This is a genomic window from Trinickia mobilis (genome assembly GCF_017315705.1).
Taxonomy (GTDB): Bacteria; Pseudomonadota; Gammaproteobacteria; order Burkholderiales; family Burkholderiaceae; genus Trinickia_A; species Trinickia_A mobilis.
On record NZ_JAFLRF010000012.1, the window covers coordinates 94,805 to 113,151 of the forward strand.

Annotated in this window: 18 protein-coding genes and 1 pseudogene; 5 read left to right on the forward strand and 14 right to left on the reverse strand. The window is 63.9% G+C overall.

What is annotated here, in order from left to right; genetic code table 11:
* The 4 genes from J3489_RS18400 to msrB form a co-directional block, all read right to left on the reverse strand.
* A partial coding sequence (locus tag J3489_RS18400) for an SDR family NAD(P)-dependent oxidoreductase (RefSeq protein ID WP_242540104.1) occupies positions 1 to 617 on the reverse strand: 617 nt, incomplete at its 3' end.
* Positions 618 to 841: 224 nt separating this feature from the next.
* Positions 842 to 1,579, reverse strand: a complete 738-nt coding sequence (gene msrA, locus J3489_RS18410; protein ID WP_207000363.1) for a peptide-methionine (S)-S-oxide reductase MsrA — start codon at positions 1,577 to 1,579, stop codon at positions 842 to 844.
* 47 nt (positions 1,580 to 1,626) lie between these two features.
* On the reverse strand, positions 1,627 to 3,522 hold the full coding sequence (locus J3489_RS18415; protein ID WP_207000365.1) for a cytochrome c biogenesis protein DipZ: 1,896 nt from the start codon (positions 3,520 to 3,522) through the stop codon (positions 1,627 to 1,629).
* Positions 3,523 to 3,590: 68 nt separating this feature from the next.
* Entirely contained in the window at positions 3,591 to 4,103 is a 513-nt protein-coding gene (msrB, locus tag J3489_RS18420; protein ID WP_207000367.1) for a peptide-methionine (R)-S-oxide reductase MsrB, read from the reverse strand.
* 200 nt (positions 4,104 to 4,303) lie between these two features.
* On the opposite strand from msrB, the gene J3489_RS18425 reads away from it, so the two are divergent.
* Together J3489_RS18425 and J3489_RS18430 are read left to right on the forward strand one after the other, a co-directional pair.
* Positions 4,304 to 5,050, forward strand: a complete 747-nt coding sequence (locus J3489_RS18425; protein ID WP_207000368.1) for a response regulator transcription factor — start codon at positions 4,304 to 4,306, stop codon at positions 5,048 to 5,050.
* A complete protein-coding gene (locus J3489_RS18430; RefSeq protein WP_207000370.1) occupies positions 5,047 to 6,540 on the forward strand; it encodes a sensor histidine kinase in 1,494 nt (497 codons plus the stop codon). Before J3489_RS18425 ends, J3489_RS18430 begins: the two co-directional genes overlap by 4 nt.
* A 45-nt stretch (positions 6,541 to 6,585) precedes the next feature.
* Here J3489_RS18430 and hutC read toward each other — a convergent pair whose 3' ends face one another.
* The 5 genes from hutC to J3489_RS18455 form a co-directional block, all read right to left on the reverse strand.
* Entirely contained in the window at positions 6,586 to 7,389 is an 804-nt protein-coding gene (hutC, locus tag J3489_RS18435) for a histidine utilization transcriptional repressor HutC (RefSeq protein WP_207000372.1), read from the reverse strand.
* Positions 7,386 to 8,255: an amino acid ABC transporter ATP-binding protein gene (locus J3489_RS18440; RefSeq protein WP_207000373.1), complete on the reverse strand. Its 870-nt coding sequence runs from the start codon at positions 8,253 to 8,255 to the stop codon at positions 7,386 to 7,388. The genes hutC and J3489_RS18440 overlap by 4 nt, the downstream gene beginning before the upstream one ends.
* A 17-nt stretch (positions 8,256 to 8,272) precedes the next feature.
* Positions 8,273 to 8,935, reverse strand: coding sequence for an amino acid ABC transporter permease (locus J3489_RS18445; RefSeq protein WP_207000375.1), 663 nt, complete (start codon positions 8,933 to 8,935; stop codon positions 8,273 to 8,275).
* A gap of 10 nt (positions 8,936 to 8,945) precedes the next feature.
* The gene (locus J3489_RS18450) at positions 8,946 to 9,596 is read right to left on the reverse strand and encodes an amino acid ABC transporter permease (protein ID WP_207000377.1); all 651 of its coding nucleotides are present in this window, start codon (positions 9,594 to 9,596) and stop codon (positions 8,946 to 8,948) included.
* A 90-nt stretch (positions 9,597 to 9,686) separates the two neighbouring features.
* Entirely contained in the window at positions 9,687 to 10,514 is an 828-nt protein-coding gene (locus tag J3489_RS18455; protein ID WP_207000379.1) for a transporter substrate-binding domain-containing protein, read from the reverse strand.
* Positions 10,515 to 10,793: 279 nt separating this feature from the next.
* On the opposite strand from J3489_RS18455, the gene J3489_RS18460 reads away from it, so the two are divergent.
* Both J3489_RS18460 and J3489_RS18465 read left to right on the forward strand, forming a co-directional pair.
* Positions 10,794 to 11,804: an isopenicillin N synthase family dioxygenase gene (locus J3489_RS18460; RefSeq protein ID WP_207000382.1), complete on the forward strand. Its 1,011-nt coding sequence runs from the start codon at positions 10,794 to 10,796 to the stop codon at positions 11,802 to 11,804.
* On the forward strand, positions 11,801 to 13,210 hold the full coding sequence (locus J3489_RS18465) for an FAD-binding oxidoreductase (RefSeq protein WP_207000384.1): 1,410 nt from the start codon (positions 11,801 to 11,803) through the stop codon (positions 13,208 to 13,210). Before J3489_RS18460 ends, J3489_RS18465 begins: the two co-directional genes overlap by 4 nt.
* A gap of 117 nt (positions 13,211 to 13,327) precedes the next feature.
* On the opposite strand, the pseudogene J3489_RS18470 reads toward J3489_RS18465, so the two are convergent.
* Positions 13,328 to 14,061: pseudogene (locus J3489_RS18470) on the reverse strand (MFS transporter); the annotation flags it as partial.
* 106 nt (positions 14,062 to 14,167) lie between these two features.
* On the opposite strand from J3489_RS18470, the gene J3489_RS18475 reads away from it, so the two are divergent.
* A complete protein-coding gene (locus tag J3489_RS18475) occupies positions 14,168 to 14,365 on the forward strand; it encodes a hypothetical protein (RefSeq protein WP_374193462.1) in 198 nt (65 codons plus the stop codon).
* Between the two features lie 111 nt (positions 14,366 to 14,476).
* Here the strand turns inward: J3489_RS18475 and J3489_RS18480 are convergent, their stop codons facing one another.
* The 4 genes from J3489_RS18480 to J3489_RS18495 form a co-directional block, all read right to left on the reverse strand.
* The gene (locus tag J3489_RS18480) at positions 14,477 to 15,259 is read right to left on the reverse strand and encodes an energy transducer TonB (protein ID WP_207000386.1); all 783 of its coding nucleotides are present in this window, start codon (positions 15,257 to 15,259) and stop codon (positions 14,477 to 14,479) included.
* Positions 15,260 to 15,394: 135 nt separating this feature from the next.
* Positions 15,395 to 16,606, reverse strand: a complete 1,212-nt coding sequence (gene hmpA, locus J3489_RS18485; protein WP_207000388.1) for an NO-inducible flavohemoprotein — start codon at positions 16,604 to 16,606, stop codon at positions 15,395 to 15,397.
* A 250-nt stretch (positions 16,607 to 16,856) separates the two neighbouring features.
* Positions 16,857 to 17,921 carry an NADH:ubiquinone reductase (Na(+)-transporting) subunit F gene (locus J3489_RS18490; RefSeq protein WP_207000390.1) on the reverse strand — a complete coding sequence of 355 codons (1,065 nt, stop codon included), beginning with the start codon at positions 17,919 to 17,921 and terminating at the stop codon, positions 16,857 to 16,859.
* A 46-nt stretch (positions 17,922 to 17,967) separates the two neighbouring features.
* Positions 17,968 to 18,330, reverse strand: coding sequence for a phenol hydroxylase subunit P4 (locus J3489_RS18495; RefSeq protein ID WP_207000392.1), 363 nt, complete (start codon positions 18,328 to 18,330; stop codon positions 17,968 to 17,970).
* Positions 18,331 to 18,347 lie beyond the last annotated feature (17 nt).

Below are 18,347 nucleotides of genomic sequence, written 5' to 3' on the forward strand. Positions count from 1 at the left end.
GCCACTGCATCAAAGTCAGACCCGATTATCCCTGCGCTGTGGGTACCCTCGGTCACCACTACGCCGGGATTGATTGAGTTCACACGAATTTTTCTCGGCCCGAGTTCGCGCGCGAGCACGCCGGTGATCGCGTCGACCGCGCCTTTCGTGCCGCTATAGACGGCACTTGCCGGCGGCGTAATGCGGCTCGCGACCGAACTGACATTGATGATGCTCGCTCCCTCGCCGAGATGACGCACGGCGGCCTGCGTGGTGAGCAGCACGCCTAATACGTTGGTATTGAACTGTTTATGAAAGTGCTCTTCGGTAATCTCTTCGATAGGCGAGAACTCGTAGACTCCCGAATTGTTGACGAGGACGTCGAGGCGCCCAAACGTTTCGATGGCCGCGTTGACGATGCCTTGCGCGTCCGCTGCCTTCGAAACATCGCCGCCGACGGCGACCGCCTTGCCGTTGGCCGCCGTAATCGCCGCAACAACGGCATCGGCGCCCGCCTTGCTGCTTGCATAGTTGACGACCACCGAAGCGCCCTCTGCTGCGAGCGCCTTGGCGATAGCGGCTCCGATACCCTTGGACGCGCCCGTGACGACCGCCACCTTACCTGCGAGCTTGCTCATGATCATTTCCTTGAAGAGATTGGGCAATGTGCAAAACGGCTGGCTTGTTCTGGGGCCAGTCGGCTTGCGCTGGTGCAAATATAGGCATCTCTTCAGCCGCGATAAAGCGGTGTAAAACGAATTGTTTGGCGGGATTGGTGCGAACAATTGAACGAAGCGCCGCTACTGTCGTGTGCTGTACCGCACGCGCAACATCGTCGAACGCTTCTTCAGCCGCATTAAACCTACTCGCTCACTTTTAGCAGCACCGCATCGTTGCGATACAGATCGGGAAACATTCGCTTCAGTTCGCTCACCTTCGGCAAATCGTTTATCACGATGTACGGGTAGTCGGGATGGCGCACGAGGAAATTCTGGTGGTAGGCTTCCGCCGGATAGAACCCTTTGAAGTTCTCCACCCGCGTGACGATCGGCCCTGAAAACACATGCGCCCTGTCCAGTTGCGCGATGTAGGACTGTGCGACGCTACGCTGCTCGGGATTGACCGGGAAAATTGCCGAGCGATATTGCGTACCGTGATCGGGTCCCTGGTAGTCCAGCTCGGTGGGATCATGCGCAACCGAGAAGAAAATCTGCAACAACCGTCCGTAGGTGATCTGAGTCGGGTCGTAAGTGATCTGCACCGACTCCGCGTGTCCCGTATCGCCTTCGCTGACGGTTTCGTATTGTGCAGTGGCGGCCGCACCGCCCGTGTAGCCCGCGGCGACCTGCTTCACACCCCGCACGTGTTCGAATACACCCTGAACACCCCAGAAGCAGCCCCCCGCGAACACGGCGGTTTCGCTATGCGTCGCGCCGACTTTTTCGTCCTGGGCAGGCGGTGGAATCCTGATCGCTGCTTCAGCCGAATTCGCAATGCGCTGCGCGGCGAAGACGCTCGCCGCAATGGCGACGCAACCGGCGAGCCTGGCAAAGGCCGAACGCTTGCTCGGGGGCGCCTGGCGAGTCGAGGTCGTGAGCATGATGTCAGTCCTGCAAAGAGTGGTTGATTTGCGCCGCCCGGCCCAGACTAGCCGAACGTAAATGCGTACGCTTGCACGCCGGGATCCAGAAACTCGATCGAGAACGTGTGATCCGCGACATCGCCGGTTTGTCGAACGAGCTGGTAAAGACGCTGTTCGGTCACGGTGCCGCTGCCGTCGGCGGCGACGTCGGTACCGTGCGCGGCGCCGGGCGCAGCGCCATCCACGCTCACACGGAAGCGAACCGGCTTACCGTCCTTACCCGGACCCAGCACGAGGTGTAGATCGCGTGCATGAAAACGATAGACGATGCGCCCGGACGCGGCCGCGAGCGTTGCGTGTTCGGCGCCCACCTTCCATGCGCCGGCCAGCCCCCAGTCGTTGACGGCGGGCCGCGACGGCGCCGCATAGGTGTGCACCTTGTCCTGCGCCTCACCGCCGGGCGACGCAAAATTCTCCGCGCGTTCGTAGCCGATATAGGTTTCCGGCGACTGCACATCGGCGTTGTCGGCCGCTGCCTCCACGCCTTGCGCGCTCGTGCCGGCGATGCCGAGTGCGACCTTCAACGCGCTTGCCTGGCCCGCTTCGGCCAACAACTGCTGAATCACCTTTTCCGATTCCGCATAGTCCCCTTCGCCAAAATGGTGATGGCGAATCCGCCCTTTCGCGTCGACGAAATAGTGCGCCGGCCAGTACTGATTGTTCAGCGCGCGCCAGATCGCGTAGTTGTTGTCAATGGCGACGGGATAGTCGACGCCGAGATCGCGGGTGGCCTTTTTCACGTTGTCGATATTGCGCTCGAAGGCGAATTCCGGCGCGTGCACGCCAATCACGACGAGTCCCTGATCCTTGTATTTCTGCGCCCACGCCTTGACGTACGGCAGCGAACGCAGGCAGTTGATGCACGAGTACGTCCAGAAGTCGATCAGAACGACCTTGCCGCGCAGGTCCTGAACCGTCAGCGGCGGCGAATTCAGCCATTGGACGGCGCCGTTCAGCGGCGGCAACACGCCTTCGACGGGCAACCGGGCCGCGCCGGCTGGCGTGCCCTGCGCGGCGCGCATCATCGCGCCGGAGTCGACGGAGGCGCTTGCATTGGCGGCGGGGTTGGCGGCCATCACGGCATCATTGCCCGCTGCGTTGGCTGGCGCGTTGGCTGGCGCGTTGGCCGGCGCATGGGTCTTGTTACCTGCCGCCACCGGATTGGCCGGCGTCGCACCGGGCGAAAGCTTATCCACCAGTTTCTGTTCGATGCCGCCGGTAGCGACCGTCGATACACTCGCCAGCACGCCCGTGTCGAGGCCGAACGCAATCGCCACCACGCCGCCCAGCATCGCCGCACCGATCCCGCGGCGGATCCATTCGCCTGCACCGAGAGAGCGCTTCATCGCCGTGAACAACCGCCCGCCGATCAGCAGCGCGAGCGCGAGCGACGTCGCGGCACCGGCCGCATAGGCCAGCAGCAGCAGCGTCGTGCCGACGCTCGCGCCCCGCAACGCCGCGCCGGTCAGCACCAGGCCGAGAATCGGACCGGCGCACGGTGCCCACAGCAGGCCGGTCGCAATGCCCAATAGAAATGACGAACCTGCGCGAACCTGCTGGCCGTCGCCCTGGGCGAAGTTCGACAGGCGATTGCCGGCGCTCACCAGCGGACGCATCAGATGATCCGCGAAGCGTGGCAGCAACAGCGTCAATCCGAAGACGGCGAGCAACGCGATCGCGAGCCAGCGGCCATATTGGTTAGCCTGGGTGACCCAGCCGCCGCCCACCGCGGCCAAGGTCGCGACGAGGGCGAACGTCAGCGCCATGCCCGCGAGCAACGGCAGCCCGCTGCGCACAAATGGCTGATCGGCGCGCGCGAAAACAAACGGCAGCACCGGCAGGATGCACGGACTGAGAATCGTGAGGGCGCCGCCGAGATAGGCGAGAACGATGAGCAGCATGTCGGTTCCGGGCGTGGATGCCGGTCGTTGGGTTGTGGATGAAAGAAAGGCGGGTTGAGGGCGCGAGCTCAGGCGGCCGCGGGCGTGAAAATCATCGCCACGCCGTTCATGCAATAGCGCAGCCCCGTCGGTGCCGGACCGTCGTCGAACACGTGACCGAGATGGCCGCCACAGCGCCGGCAGTGGACCTCGGTGCGCGACATGCCGAACGAACTGTCCTCACGCGTCGCCACGGCATGCTCGAGCGGCGCCCAGAAGCTCGGCCAGCCGGTGTGGCTGTCAAACTTCGTGCGCGACGCGAAAAGATCGAGCCGGCAGCCCGCGCAGCCGAACACGCCGGCGCGATGCTCGTCGTTCAGCGGGCTGCTGTAAGGCCGCTCCGTGCCTTCCTGACGCAGCACCGCATACTGTGACGGCGTCAGCAACTGGCGCCATTGCGCGTCCGTGTGCACGACTTCGAAACTGCCGGCCGGCTTGCCAGCCTCCGCCGGTGCGGCAGCCCGCGGGCGCCAATGGCTGACTGCCGCCAGCGCCGCCACGGCCGCCCCGCCTGAAAACAGGAAGCGCCTTCTGCTTTGCATGATCGGCTCCTTGATGCGAATCTGCGGAAAGTGGCCACATCCTAGAGCGCCTGGGATGTCGAAGTCCTCACGAAAAGTTAAATTAAATGTGATAACTCGCCGTCCGGAAATTTTGCACAATGGCGCAATGGGCCGCTTTTGCCGGCGCCCATTCTTTCCAATGCTCCGAACCACGCCCTCGCCCGCGTCTAAAGCCCTCCATGGACCACCCCAAGCGCATCCTGATCGTCGAAGACGACTTCGACATCGCCAACGTGCTGAGTCTTCATCTGCGCGACGAGCGCTACGAAGTCGTGCACAGCGCCGACGGCAACGAAGGGCTGCGCCTGCTGGAGCAAGGCGGCTGGGACGCGCTGATCCTCGATTTGATGCTGCCCGGCGTCGATGGTCTGGAAATCTGCCGGCGCGCCCGCGCGATGACGCGCTATACGCCGATCATCATCACCAGCGCGCGTTCGAGCGAAGTGCACCGGATTCTCGGCCTCGAACTCGGCGCTGACGACTACCTTGCCAAGCCGTTCTCGGTCCTCGAACTGGTTGCACGCGTCAAGGCGTTGCTGCGGCGCGTCGAAGCCGTGGCGAAAGACTCGCGAATCGACGCGGGCAGTCTGCACGTCGCCGGCCTGACGATCGATCCGCTGACCCGCGAGGCGACCGTCGACGGCAAGCCCATCGAACTGACGCCGCGTGAATTCGACCTGCTCTATCACTTCGCGCAGCATCCCGGCAAAGTGTTCTCGCGAATGGACCTGCTCAACGCCGTGTGGGGCTATCAGCACGAGGGCTATGAACACACCGTCAACACCCATATCAACCGGCTGCGCGCGAAGATCGAGGCCGATCCAGCCGAGCCCGAGCGCATCCTGACGGTCTGGGGGCGCGGCTATAAGCTGGCCGTGCCGGGCGACTCGCCGGCGCCCGGCGGCATACCTCTGGACGCGCCGTGAATCTGACCCTGACCCAGCGGCTCTCGCTCGTTTTTTCCGCCCTGTTGCTGGCGTGCTGCGGCGCGTCGGCATGGCTGCAGATCCGTTCAAGCGACCTGCACGATAAGGAAGTCGTGCAAAGCCTGTCGCGGAGCCTCGCCGACCATATCGCGCACCGCACCACCCTGATGGACGCGAACGGCCTGCGGCCCGACGCGGTGCGCCAACTGTTCGGCCAGTTGATGAGGGTGAATCCGAGCGTCGAGGTGTACCTGCTGGACAATCAAGGGCGTATCAAGGGCGACGACGCCCCCGCGGGCCACGTCAAGCGCGCGCAGGTGGATCTCGCGCCGATCCGGCAATTCATCGCTGGCGATGCGTTGCCGATCCTCGGCGACGACCCGCGCAGCCTCGACGGGAAAAAGGTGTTCAGTGCCGCACCGCTGCAGCTGAACGGCCAGCCACCATCGGGCTATGTCTATGTCGTCCTGCTCGGCGAGGCGCACGATGCGCTCGCCGCGCGCGTGGCCGCCAGCTCCGTTCTGCGCACCACGCTGTGGTCGATGGCGCTGGTCGCGCTGCTCGGTCTGCTTGCGGGCTTGACGGCATTTGGTCTGATCACGCGGCCTCTACGCCGCCTCACCGAAGCCATGCGCCGCTTCGACGCCGACGGCGCGCCGGACACTCAGCCGGCCGTGCCGCGCTCGGCGCCGCCCGGACAGCGCGACGAAATCGCCGTGCTCGAAGCCACGTTCGCACAGATGGCGAACCGCATCGGCGACCAGTGGCGTGCGCTGACGAGACAGGACCAGCAACGGCGCGAGCTGATCGCCAATATTTCGCACGATCTGCGCACGCCGCTCACCTCTTTGCACGGCTACCTCGAGACACTGTCGCTCAAGGCCGACACGCTCAGCGAAACGGAGCGCAAACGCTATCTGGCGATCGCGCTGGCACAAAGCGTCAAAGTGGGGCGGCTCGCGCAGGTGCTATTCGAACTGGCCCGGCTCGAACACGGCAACGTGCAACCCGCGCTCGAGCCATTCTCGCTGGCCGATCTGGTTCAGGACGTTTTCCAGAAATTCGAACTGCCGGCCGAGGCACGGCACATCCGGCTGCGGGCGGGCATTCCCCCTCGCCTGCCGACCGTCCGCGCCGATCTGGGGATGATCGAGCGCGTGCTGACGAACCTGCTCGACAACGCGATTCGCCACGTCCCCGCCGACGGCGAGATCAACGTCGATCTCGCGCACCAGGACGGCAAGGTGTCGGTCACGGTCAGCGACACCGGTCCCGGCATTCCGGCGGAGCAGCGCGAAGGCCTGTTCGAACGCCCGTTCAGCTCAGGCGGCACGCATCGCGGCGGCGGACTCGGACTGCTGATCGTGCAGCGTATGCTGCAATTGCATCACAGCCAGATACGCCTGCTCGAGGGTGCGGGCCCCGGCACGACTTTCTGCTTCGATCTGCCGACAACCGAGAAGTCGACGGCCTCCAGCATCCCGCTCTGACTGAACGGTGCGCGGTCCGGCGACAACCGCGGCGACACGCCACCTTCAGCTTTGCCGTTGCGCGACATCCGGCGTGAAGCGGCAACCCAGTCGATAGCGCGAACCCGGATGCACGAAGCGCGCGTACGTCACGGCGACGCCATTCGTCCAGGTGCGGCGCACGAGGGTCAGGCAGGGTTCGCTGGCGAGCACTTGCAGCAGGTCCGCTTCGGGGTGAGTCGGCAGTGCTGCGTCGACAACGTGTTCGATGTCGTGCACCGGCACAGCCGCGTACAGGTACTCGGACGGCCGGATCGTCGAAAAGTCCTGCGTGATGAAGTCGGGCGCCACGGCCGGGTTCACGTATCGGTCTTCGAGTTGCACCGGCAAGCCGTTTTCCCGATGCACGCAGATCACATGAAACACCGACGCGCCCGGCGGCAGGCCGAGCGCATTCGACACGACGAGCGGCGCCGTCTCGCGCTGCGCGAGCAACGTCTCGTACGTGTACTCGTGACCGCGGGCGCGGATTTCGTCGCCGATGTGCGCGATCATCAGGAGCGTCGATTGCGGCTTGGCCGCGGCGACGAACGTGCCGACGCCCGACGTCCGTGTCAGCCAGCCTTCGCGGGTGAGCTCACGCAGCGCGCGGTTGATGGTCATGCGCGACATGCCGAGCGACGTGACCAGATCGAGCTCCGACGGAATGCGGTCGCCGGGCTGCCACGTGCCCGCTTCGATCGTCTCGCGGATGTACGCTTTCACCTGCTCGTAACGGGCAAGCGGTGCCTCGGCTGGGGTGCTTGCGCGCCCCAGCCTGCGCTTGTGAGGCGCCGCCAGCGTCGAGAGGAACGATCGGGTGCCGGTCATGCCGGTTCTCCGTCGGCGCCGCGGCTCCAGAACGCGTTGCGGTCCAAATAGTTCTGCAGGAACTGGCGCAGCCGCGGATGCTGCGCGTCGTGAAAGACTGCGTGCGGCTTGCCTTGCACCGCAATGCGACCTTGATCGATAAACACGACTTTGTCTGCGACCTGCGCGGCGAACCCCATTTCGTGCGTGACGACGGCCATCGTCATCCCGTCGCGGGCTAGCTGCTTCATCACCTGCAGCACTTCGCCGACGAGTTCCGGGTCGAGGGCCGAGGTCGGCTCGTCGAACAGCATGATGTGCGGTTCCATCGCGAGCGCGCGTGCGATGGCCACGCGTTGTTGCTGGCCGCCCGAAAGCCTCGCCGGGCGCGCATCGCCCTTGTCGGAGAGCCCGACCGTGTCCAGCATCGCGTTCGCACGCCGGCGCGCTTCGTCGCGCGGCAGTCGACGCACGCGCAGGAGCGCTTCCATCACGTTTTCGAGCGCGCTCAAATGCGGCCACAGATTGAACTGCTGGAACACCATTCCGATGTTGCGCCGCACGCGATTGATCTCGCGCTGAGAAGCGCGCACGCGCTGCCCGTTGCGCTGCGCGTAGCCGAGCAGTTGGCCCTCGATCAGGACTTCGCCTTCGTCATACGTTTCGAGCGCGGCGAGACAGCGCAGCAGCGTGCTCTTGCCCGAGCCCGACGGGCCGATGATGCAGACCACCTCGGATTTCCCGATCTCCAGATCGACGCCGCGCAGCACCTCGACATCACCGAAGCGTTTGCGCAGCTCGCGCACCTCGACCAACGCGCTTGGGCGTGGTGACGCGCTCGCAGCGCCGGAAGGAGAAGAAGAAACGAGGTCGGTCATCGCGTTCATCGCGGCTCCCTTGGGGATCACGCCATCATGCGCGCCAGCCGCGCTTCCGCCCAAAGTCCCGCGCGCGACGCCAGTTCGACGAGCGCGAGATAGCAAAGGCAGAGCGCCAGCAGCGTTTCGACGAAGGCGAACGTCGCCGAGCCGATGCCGGTCAGCACGAAGGTCAGTTCGGGCACCGTGACAATCGACAGCACCGCGGTTTCCTTGCTGAGCACGATCGCGAGATTCGCGAGCGCGGGTACGATCAGCACCAGCATCTGCGGCAACTGGATGCGCAACACCGCCTGCCAGCGCGTGAGGCCCAGGCACGCCGCCGCTTCGAGATGGCCGGGCGGCACCGAGTTGAAGCCGGAACGGAACGCTTCGGCGAAATACGCGCTGCCGTACAGGCCCAGTCCGAGCACGCCGGCGGTCAGCGGTTCGAGCGTGATGCCGAACGACGGCCCCCCGTAGTACAGCAAGAAGAGTTGCACAAGGAATGGCGTGCCGCGCAGCACTTCGATATACACCCGCAACGTGCCGCGCACCCAGCGTCCGCCGAACAGTTGCAGCAGCGCGATCGCAAAGCCGAGCAGCATGCCGATCGCGACGCCGGCGACCCACGTGCCAAGCGTCGTCGCGAGTCCGGCGCCGATTGCCGGCAGGTTGTGCGTGATGACAGTCGGATCGAACTGTTGCATCTCGATGTCCTCAGGCGTGCCGCAAACGGAACTCGAACGCGTGCGCGACGAGCGCGAGCGAACCGCAGATGACGAAATAGATGAGGCCCGCAGCCAGATACGCTTCGAGCGGATGGAACGTGCTCGCCGCGATATTTTGCGCAGTGCGCGTCAATTCGGCCACGCCCACGACCGAAATCAGCGACGACGCCTTGATCAGCAACACCATCTCGTTGACGAGCGAAGGCAGCGTGAGCCTGAACGCCTGCGGCACCTGAATGCGCCGCAGGGTATCGAGCGGGCCCAATCCGAGCATGCGCGCGGCTTCGAGCTGTCCTGGCGGAATCGCGAGGAACCCGCCGCGCAGGATCTCCGCGATATACGACGCCGAACACAGCGATACGGCGCTGAGCGCGGCAACGAGCGGCGGCACGTTGATGCCGGCGAACGGCAGCAAGTAATACACGAGCAACAACTGCACGAGCATCGGCACGCCGCGGAAGAAGAACACATAGGCGCCGCCGAAAAGCCGCGCGAACCGATGCGCGGACAAGCGCGCGGCGCACACGCCGACCGCGACGAAGAAGCCGATGAACAGACCGGCGAGCGAAATCGACACGGTCGCGATCGACGCGCCCAGCAGCAGCGGCAGGCCCTGAACGAAGACGGTCATGCTGAACATGTCGATGGTATCCGCGGTGCCGGGCGAGCAAGACGGTTGAGCGAGCCGGATGCGCGAAGCGGCGCGCCGGCGAGGCGCGCCGCTCGGACATCAGTAGTTCGGCGTAGGCAGCGTCGCCGGAACCTCCATCGCGACGCCGAACCATTTTTTCTGCAGCGCCGCCAACCGGCCGTCCTTGTTCAACTTCACGAGCGCGGCATTGAACGCATCGGCGAGCGGCTGGCTGTCTGCGTCCTTGCGCATGCAGTACGCGAAGTACACCTTCGCGCCGAAAGGCGGCTGGACGACCGCGAAGGTTTCGGGCCGCTGCTTCGCGACATAGGCGATGTTCGTCATCGAATTTGCAACCGCGACGATGCGGCCAGCGGCAAGGTCGGCGTATGCCTGATTGTTGTCTACGTACTCGCGGATTTCTGGTGGCTTCGGCAGCGTGGCCGCGTAGGACTTCAGCTGGTCGAGTTGCGCGGAGCCCTTGCCCGCACCGACTGCCTTCCCGGCGATGTCGGACGACTGCTTGATGCTGCCGTCGTTCGCGCGCTTGAGCAGCGCGTCGGTCGCATCGGCGACGGGCAGCGTATACGTGTAGCGTTCCATGCGCGCCTTCGTCACGGTAAGCGGGCCGCCGACCATGTCGAACTTGCCCGCTTCGAGGCCCGGCAACACGCTCGGCCACGGCAGATCGATGAAGCGCACTTTCACGCCCAGTTCCTTGCCGACTTCGGCGAACAGGTCCTTGTTGAAACCGGCCTGCTGGCCGTTCTCAAGAAAATCGAACGGCGCAAACTGCATCTCGGTGCCGACCACCAGCTCGCCTGCTTTTTTCACTTTCGCGAGTTGGTCTTCCGCATGCGCGCCCACGCTCGCCGCGCACAACGTCAACATCATCACACAACTTTTCCAGCCTGCAGGGAAGTTCATAAGTCTCTCCGGGTGGCAAAGCGGATGTCGCGCGGGTTCGGTCGAACAAGCCGGCGCAATGCATGCGACGCAGTATATACCGCAGTTTTCAGGTCAAAAACATATTCGGATTCACTTAGGGAAAGCTCCTGTATCTAGCTGTCAAACGCCGCTGCGGCCGCTGCGATGCAACTTGCGAAGCGGGTTTTGGCGGTATATACCGCTACGGAAGCACAGCACGTGCAGCGCGTTTCGCGCAATTTGTCAGTTCAACGCAGCGCTTCTTTGAGGAGCGGTTCGATGGGATTTGATGACGCTTCGGCCTCCCGTGCGGACGCCGTTATTCCGGTGATCGATTTCGCCGGCGTGAGGTCCGGCGATGCTGCCGCGCTCGCACGCACCGGCCGCGAGATTTACGCCGCGTGTACGACGATCGGCTTCTTCTACATCGTGAATCATGGTGTGCCACAGGGCGTCATCGACGCAGCCGCGGCGGCGGCACGCGGCTTCTTTGCCTTCCCCGTGGAGACCAAACGGCGCGCGGCGGTGAACGCGCGGCATCGCGGTTTCAATTCGCTCGGCGACGCGACGATGTATCAGGCGAAACGGCCGGATTACAAGGAGTTCTTCAGCATCGGGCTCGAGTTGCCCGAAGACGATCCGGACGTGGTCGCAAGGCAGGCGCTACGCGGGCCGAACAACTGGCCGGACTTCATGCCGTCGCTGCGCCCCGCGCTGTACACGTATTACGAAGCGATCGGCGCATGCGGTGCCGACCTGCTGCGCGCGGTTGCATCGGGTCTCGGCATCGACGAGCACTTCTTCGCGTCGCGCTACACGAAGCGCATGCAACGTACGCAGATGGTGTATTACCCGCCGCAACCGCCGCAGTCGGACGAAGATCAGTTTGGCGTTGCACCGCATACCGACTACGGTTGCATCACGCTGTTGTGGCAGGACGACGTCGGTGGCCTGCAGGTGCGCGAGATCGCGCATGGTACGTGGATCGATGCGCCGCCGATCCCGGGCAGCTTTGTCGTCAACGTCGGCGATCTCTTGTCGCGCTGGACCAACGAGCGCTTTCGCTCGACGCTGCATCGCGTGATCAATGCGTCCGGACGCGAGCGCTATTCAATCGCGTCATTCTACGATCCGACCTACGGCGCAATCGTCGATCCGCGCGAACTCGGTACGCCGCAAGCCGAGGTTCGCTACGAGCCCGTTGCGGCGGGCGACTATATCCTCGGGCGCATCAATGATTCGATGGGGTATCGGAAGAAGCACGCGGCGCAACAGAAGGAACGCGCATGAGCGACACTGACGAAACGCCGGCAGCGACAGTGGCGACTCTCTCCGCGCTGCGTGAAACGCTGGGCGACGACGCGGTACGCGTCGGGGAGCAGATCGGCGAACGATCGATGACCGACTACACGCGTCACGATCCGGCGCGTCCCGCTGCGCTGCTGTTGCCGCGCACGACCGAGCAGGTGTCGCGTGCGCTCGCAATCTGCGATGCGGCACGCCAGCCGGTGGTGCCGCAGGGCGGCATGACCGGACTCGCCGGCGGCGCCATCGCACGCGCGACCGAGATCGCGCTATCGCTCGACCGGCTCGCCGGCATCGAGGAAATCGACCCCGCCGCCGCCACCATGACCGTGTGCGCCGGCACGACCTTGCAAAGCGCGCAGGAAGCGGCGCAGGAAGCGGGCTTCGAGCTCGCGCTCGATCTCGGCGCGCGCGGCTCCTGCCAGATCGGCGGCACCCTCGCGACGAACGCAGGCGGCAATCGGGTGATTCAGTCGGGCACAGCGCGCGATCAGGTGCTCGGACTCGAGGTGGTGCTCGCGAACGGCACCGTGCTGAGTTCGATGAACAAGATGGTGAAGAACAACACCGGCTATGACCTGAAGCAACTGTTCATCGGCTCGGAAGGCACGTTGGGCGTGATCACGCGGGCCGTGTTGCGGCTGCATCCGCGCCGGGCGGCGCGGCATACGGCGCTCGTCGCGCTCGACAGTTACGACGCGGCCGTGAGGCTGTTGCGCATGCTGACCGGGCGCTTCGGCAACGACATCGGCGCGTTCGAGATCATGTGGCCGGACTTCTTTGATTTTGGCGTGTCGCTGACCGCGAATGGCCGCTCGCCGTTCTCGACGGCGCAGCCGTTGTATGCGCTGGTCGAGCACGCGGGCTTCGACGCCGGCGACAGCGGCGAGCGTTTCGCTTCGGTACTCGGCGACGCGCTCGACACGCAGGCGATTCGCGATGCCATCGTCGCGCAGACCGTCGCCGATGCGCGGGCGCTGTGGGCGATTCGCGAAACCACCGCGGAATTTCCTTCACAGATGGATCCGATCAACTTCGACATAAGCGTGCCGATCGGCGACATCGGCCACTTCGTCGATGCGTGCCGCACCGCGCTCGACCAGCGCTGGCCCGGCAACCGGTCTTACTTTTTCGGACACGTCGGTGATTCGAATCTGCACGTAACGGTGGACGGGCGTTCGGTGCCAGGGGTGCCGCATCATGACGTGTATGCGTTCGTCTACGGCATGCTCGCGCCATATCGTGGCTCGATATCGGCGGAGCATGGCATTGGACTACTGAAGCGCGAATTCATGCCCATATCGCGTTCGCCTGAAGAGCTGGCCGCCATGCGGTCAATCAAGCGCGCGCTCGATCCTAACGGCATTCTCAATCCCGGCAAGGTCATCTGATTCGCAAAGCCGAGGTCGAGAGCAGGTTGGAACGACGTCTCTGTCTTCGGCCCGTATCATTGCAGCCGTCTGTCGTCGCGCCCTACGGGATTAGCCAAACGTTGAGTGGCACAAGCTTCACCCAAGCTTTTGATCTAACACCGACGGCGGTGTCACAACCTCTTTAGATTCCGGTCGCTGCGCGCTGCTCTCGCCGACTCGAGGCGCCATGACGACCAGAGCAAGCGCCGAAATCAGAGCCGGCACAGCGAGCAAACTGAATACAGAACCGAACTGCCAGCCGAGCCCCATCAGCGCCGCTCCGACCAGTGCGCCCGCCACGCCACCGATCCGGCCGATTCCGAGCATCCACGCCACGCCGGTCGCTCTTGCACGCGTCGGATAGAAACTCGCGGCGAGCGCCGACATCGACGTAACAGCGCTTGTGACGACCGTGCCGGTCAGGAAAATCAGCGTGCCCAGCAAGATCTGATGAGCGACGCCGCGTCCGACCAGCAGAACCAGCCCCGCGACGAGCACATAGGTGAAGGCGATCACGCGGTTGCCGTTGACCCGGTCCATGACCCAACCCACGCACAGATTACCCAGCACGCCGCCTAGCGGAAACAGCGGCGCGGCGCGATCCGTTTGAGAATCCGCGCGACGCGCTCATCCGACCGCCTGCGTGCCACCATGAACTGCACCGATTCCGGCAGCAGCAGAACCAGCAACGCGGTCAAGACAATCGGTCCCACGCCGCCCGCCATCAGCACGCTTGGCCAGCCGAAATGCGGAATCAGCCACGCCGATGCGGCGCCACCAACGGCCAGCCCGCATGAAAAGCCGCAGAACATCGCATTCACCGCAACCGCGGACCGGTAGCAAGCGCGCCGATCCGGACTGATCAGCAGGATGGAGCGTGATGGGCATCTGTCGGGTGCGGCGGACGGCCGGGACCGCCGTTCCCGGCTGATTACGATGACCGAGTCAGGCCGCCGGCTGTGGGTTCAGCAAGCGACGCCGAAGATCCATAAGTACTACGAGCAGGTGTTGGAAGAGTTTTCCGTCGACGATGTCACTCATACGCTGCACTATCTGCTCAAGCTGCTCGACAGCATGAAGCGGTTGGACGACGCGGCCCAGGCCACAGATGCAGGCGACGGCGAAGAAGCGTAACGCCGCTGCGGGCGATCGTCCGTAGATCAGCAAGGATGCCCCCTTTGCCGCGCGCTGCACTGCGCGCGCGAACCGTCACCGAGGCGACACGAGCGGAGCGGCCGGTGCGCCTCAGCCCTTAGGTCGAAACGTAATCAGAAAGCTCGTCGGCGTAGTGCCGTCGACATCCGCTGGCATCGGATCGGTTTTTTCCACGGCGCTGAGCGCCGCGCGGTCCCATTGTGGATTGCCGCTCGAGCGTCGGAGCGTGGCGCTCAGCAACGCTCCAGTGGGAGCGCACGTAACGGCGATAACAGCAGACGGATCGCCCTCGATAGCGAACGGCGCCTGGACATTGGCGCGCACGCGCCTAACCACCTTATCCGCATAGCGAAGCGATGCGGTGGCGGCTTTGTCCGTCCGCGGTAGGCCGCTCTGCAACGATGAGCTGCCTGCAATGGTTTGCAAGAAGGCCAGCCGCGCTGCGCGTTCTCCATCAGTCGAACTGTCCGGCGGCGATTCGCTGTGCCTCACCACGGCGAGGTGCGTGCGGTGCGTCGCGGCGAAGTGCGCGGCAAACGGGCCCCCGCCCCGCGCGTGCCGCAGCTTCAAGCGGTTTACGGCCTGCGTCGCGATATTCGTCGCTTCGTTGCTGGCTGCAAGCCGAGCAGCTTGGGTCGCGACGTGTGACATCGACGGTGGAGGCGCGATGCGCGGGCGCGGCGAGGCAATCGGCAACGACGCTAGCCGACCGGTCACCACGGTATTCGATGCCGCAGCCGTGCCTTGCGGTCCGTGCACGCCGGACAACACGAGCGCCGCCAGCACCGCGTGGAGTGCCACAGCCAGTGCAAAAGCGCACCAGATGCCGCGCTCGCGTGGTGGCCAGAGGCGCAAACCCGATTTCGTGCCCATTGCGAATTGACGCCGACCCGCGTACCCGACAGCGGTCGCAAACCGGCGTCCCGATTGCTACTGATACCAGTTTAGACCTGTTCCCAGGGCGAATCACCGTCCGACGCCGCGGCGATTTGGTCGCTCCGGCCGTACTTATTCCGCAAACAGATCCGGACCAAACACCTCGTAATGAATGCGCGCTTCATGAATGCCGAGTTCCTTTAGCGCGTCGTGCTGCATGCGCATAAAGGGGATTGGACCGCAGAGGTAGTAATCGGCGTCGGGCAACAGGATCGAACTCTTGATCAGGTTGACGTCGACGAAGCCAGGATGATCGTAGTCACGGCCCTGCGTATCCTGGGGTAGCGGCTCGTCGTAAAACACCACCAGACGGAAATTGGCATTCGCCGCAGCTGCCTCGCGCAGTCGGTCACGCATGGCGTGCACCCCGCTGTTGCGAGCACCGTGCACGAATACCACCTGCCTGCGCGAATCCCGGATTGCCTTCTTGAGCATGCTGATCATCGGCGTGAGCCCCACGCCGCCGCTGATCAGCACGAGCGGCGTTCTGGCGTTCACATCGATATGGAAAGTTCCATATGGCGCGGCCAGTCTGACCTCGTCGCCGACATCGACGTGATCGTGCAGGAGGCAGGAGACATAGCCTGGCGTGTGTGTACCGCCGCTCTCGCGTTTGACCGAGATGCGGTAGCTGCGTCCGTTCGGCAGATCCGAGAGGCTGTACTGCCGAATCTGCTGCAGACCCAGAGCCGGCACGTTCACCGCAATGCTGACGTATTGTCCAGGTTCGAAGTTCGCGACAGGTCCGCCATCGGCCGGTTCAAGAACGAAGGACATGATGACATTGCTTTCCGGCCGCTTCTCCCGAACGACGAACGTGCGCCAGCCGGTCCAGCCGCCGAGCCTCTCCGCGGAACCTTCATACAACTCGCTTTCCATGCCCATCAGGAGATCTGCGAGGTTGCTGTAGGCCTGAGCCCAGGCGGAAATAATGTCTTCCGTCGCCGCGGTCCCGAGCACGTCCTTGATCGCACCAAGCAGGTGCTCGCCGACGATCGGATAGTGCTCCGGCCGCACGCCTAGGCTCGCATGCTTGTTGGCAATGTTCTTCAGCACGGACGTCAGGCTTGCGGCGTCCTCGATATTCTCCGCGTACGCGTAGACCGCACGCGCCAGCGCCTGCTGTTGCTGCCCCTGTTCCTGATGCGACATGTTGAAAACATTCTTCAGTTCAGGATGGGTCTCGAACAGGCGTTCGTAGAAGCGCTGGACGATCGCGTAGCCATATTCGGCCAGAACGGGCGCGGTGGCCTTCACGATGTCCTTCGTCCGCTGCGTCAGCATGGCCTGGCTCCTTTGCAAGGATGGGAAGCGTCCCAACTCTCTCAAGTCTATACAGCGACAGGAGTGACGCCAGGTTTTCGCGATAGGGACGAAGGGACGAGCCAGGTTATATATGAGCAGGACTATTTACATAATCAGCGGATAGAATTGTTTGACAGCGGTTCGCACAACGCCATCGTCCTTCACCCGCCCCTTCCTGATCATGTGCATCTTTGTGAACGCGTCCCTATTGCGCCGGCAAAAGCGCAATCTAAATTGACCGGAACAGCGGACTCTTCGCCAGCGCCTCGGCTCCATCCGCACTGGTGAGAAATTTCTCCGTATAGATGTCGCGCTCGAACAATTGCCCGTGCATCAACGTCCTGATGGCCGCTTCGATCATCACCGGCGGGCCGCAAAGGTACGCCTTGTTACCGCGGAAGTTGCCGTCGAAGTGCGTCTTCGCCGCTTCGTGCACGTAGCCGCGATAGCCGTCCCATTCAGAATCCTCCTGTTCGTCGGACAGCGCCGGCACGTAAGTGAAATTCGCGTGCCGGTCGGCAAGCTGAAGAAACAACTCGTGGTAGTAAAGTTCGGCTCGATTGCGCGCACCGTAGACGAGTGTGACCGGCCGTTCGTCGCGTTGCTCGAGTAAATCGATCAGCATCGACTTCGGACTGGACAGCCCGGAGCCGCCCGCGATCAGGAGCACGGGCTGCGGGTCCGACTTGCGCACGAAGAACCGTCCATACGGACCGCTCAGACGAAGCGCGTCGCCCGATTTCAGCTCCTCGTGCAAGTAGCCGGTTCCCTTCCCGCCGGGCACGCGCCGCACGTTCAACTCGATCAGCGTGCGCGACGTCGGCTCGCCGGCAAGCGAGAATGCGCGTGGCATGTCCTCGCCCGGGATGTACACGTTCACGTACTGGCCGGCCTGAAACTCGATACCGTCGCCCTCCAGTTCGACGAAGATGCCCTTGATGGTCGGCGTCAGGTCGGTGATCTCCTTCACGCGGCCCGTGTAGTCGCGAACCGGAAAATGACGCGCATCGACGTCTTCGTCAATGTCCGCCTCGATCGTGACGTCCGACTGTACCGTCGCGCAGCACGCGAGGCACTTGCGCTCGTCGCGCTCGAAGTCCATCAGCGCAAACGGCGACGCCTGCCCGTGTTCGATTTCTCCATCCCGCACCTGCACCTTGCACGTCGCGCACAGGCCGTGACAGCACGCGTGCGGCAACCACACACCCGCGCGCATGCAGGCGTCGAGGATCGTCTGGTCATCGCCGATTTCGATCGTTTGCCCGATCGGCTCGATGGTCAGTTGATAGCTCATTGCAGCTCCTCCTTCTCCTTGTTCCTGATCGCGGTCGCGGCAGCGCCTAACTGCACGATCCGCCGATGCCGGTCAGGCCCGGCGTGCGAAAACGGATGACCGCCTTGTGCCCGAGGCCGTTGTCGCGCAACGTCTTGTCGAAGTCGGGCGTGAAGGCTTGCCCCGAACGGAACCATTCGGCCTGCCGAAGATCGACCTTTTGCCAGTCCGGATGGATCGAATACATCGCCGGGAGCAGTTCGCTGGCGAGCACGTTGAATGGCGTCGTCGGTGCGACCGGAATGCAATGCGGCGCGCAGAACATCAGGTGATCCTCCCAGCCGACGAACAGCAACTGGTTGCCGTGGAAATTCTCCTCCCGGTCCTTGATCTCGCCCGCATAGCCTGCTTTCAGTGCAATAACTGACATCTCTCGTCTCCTCGGAA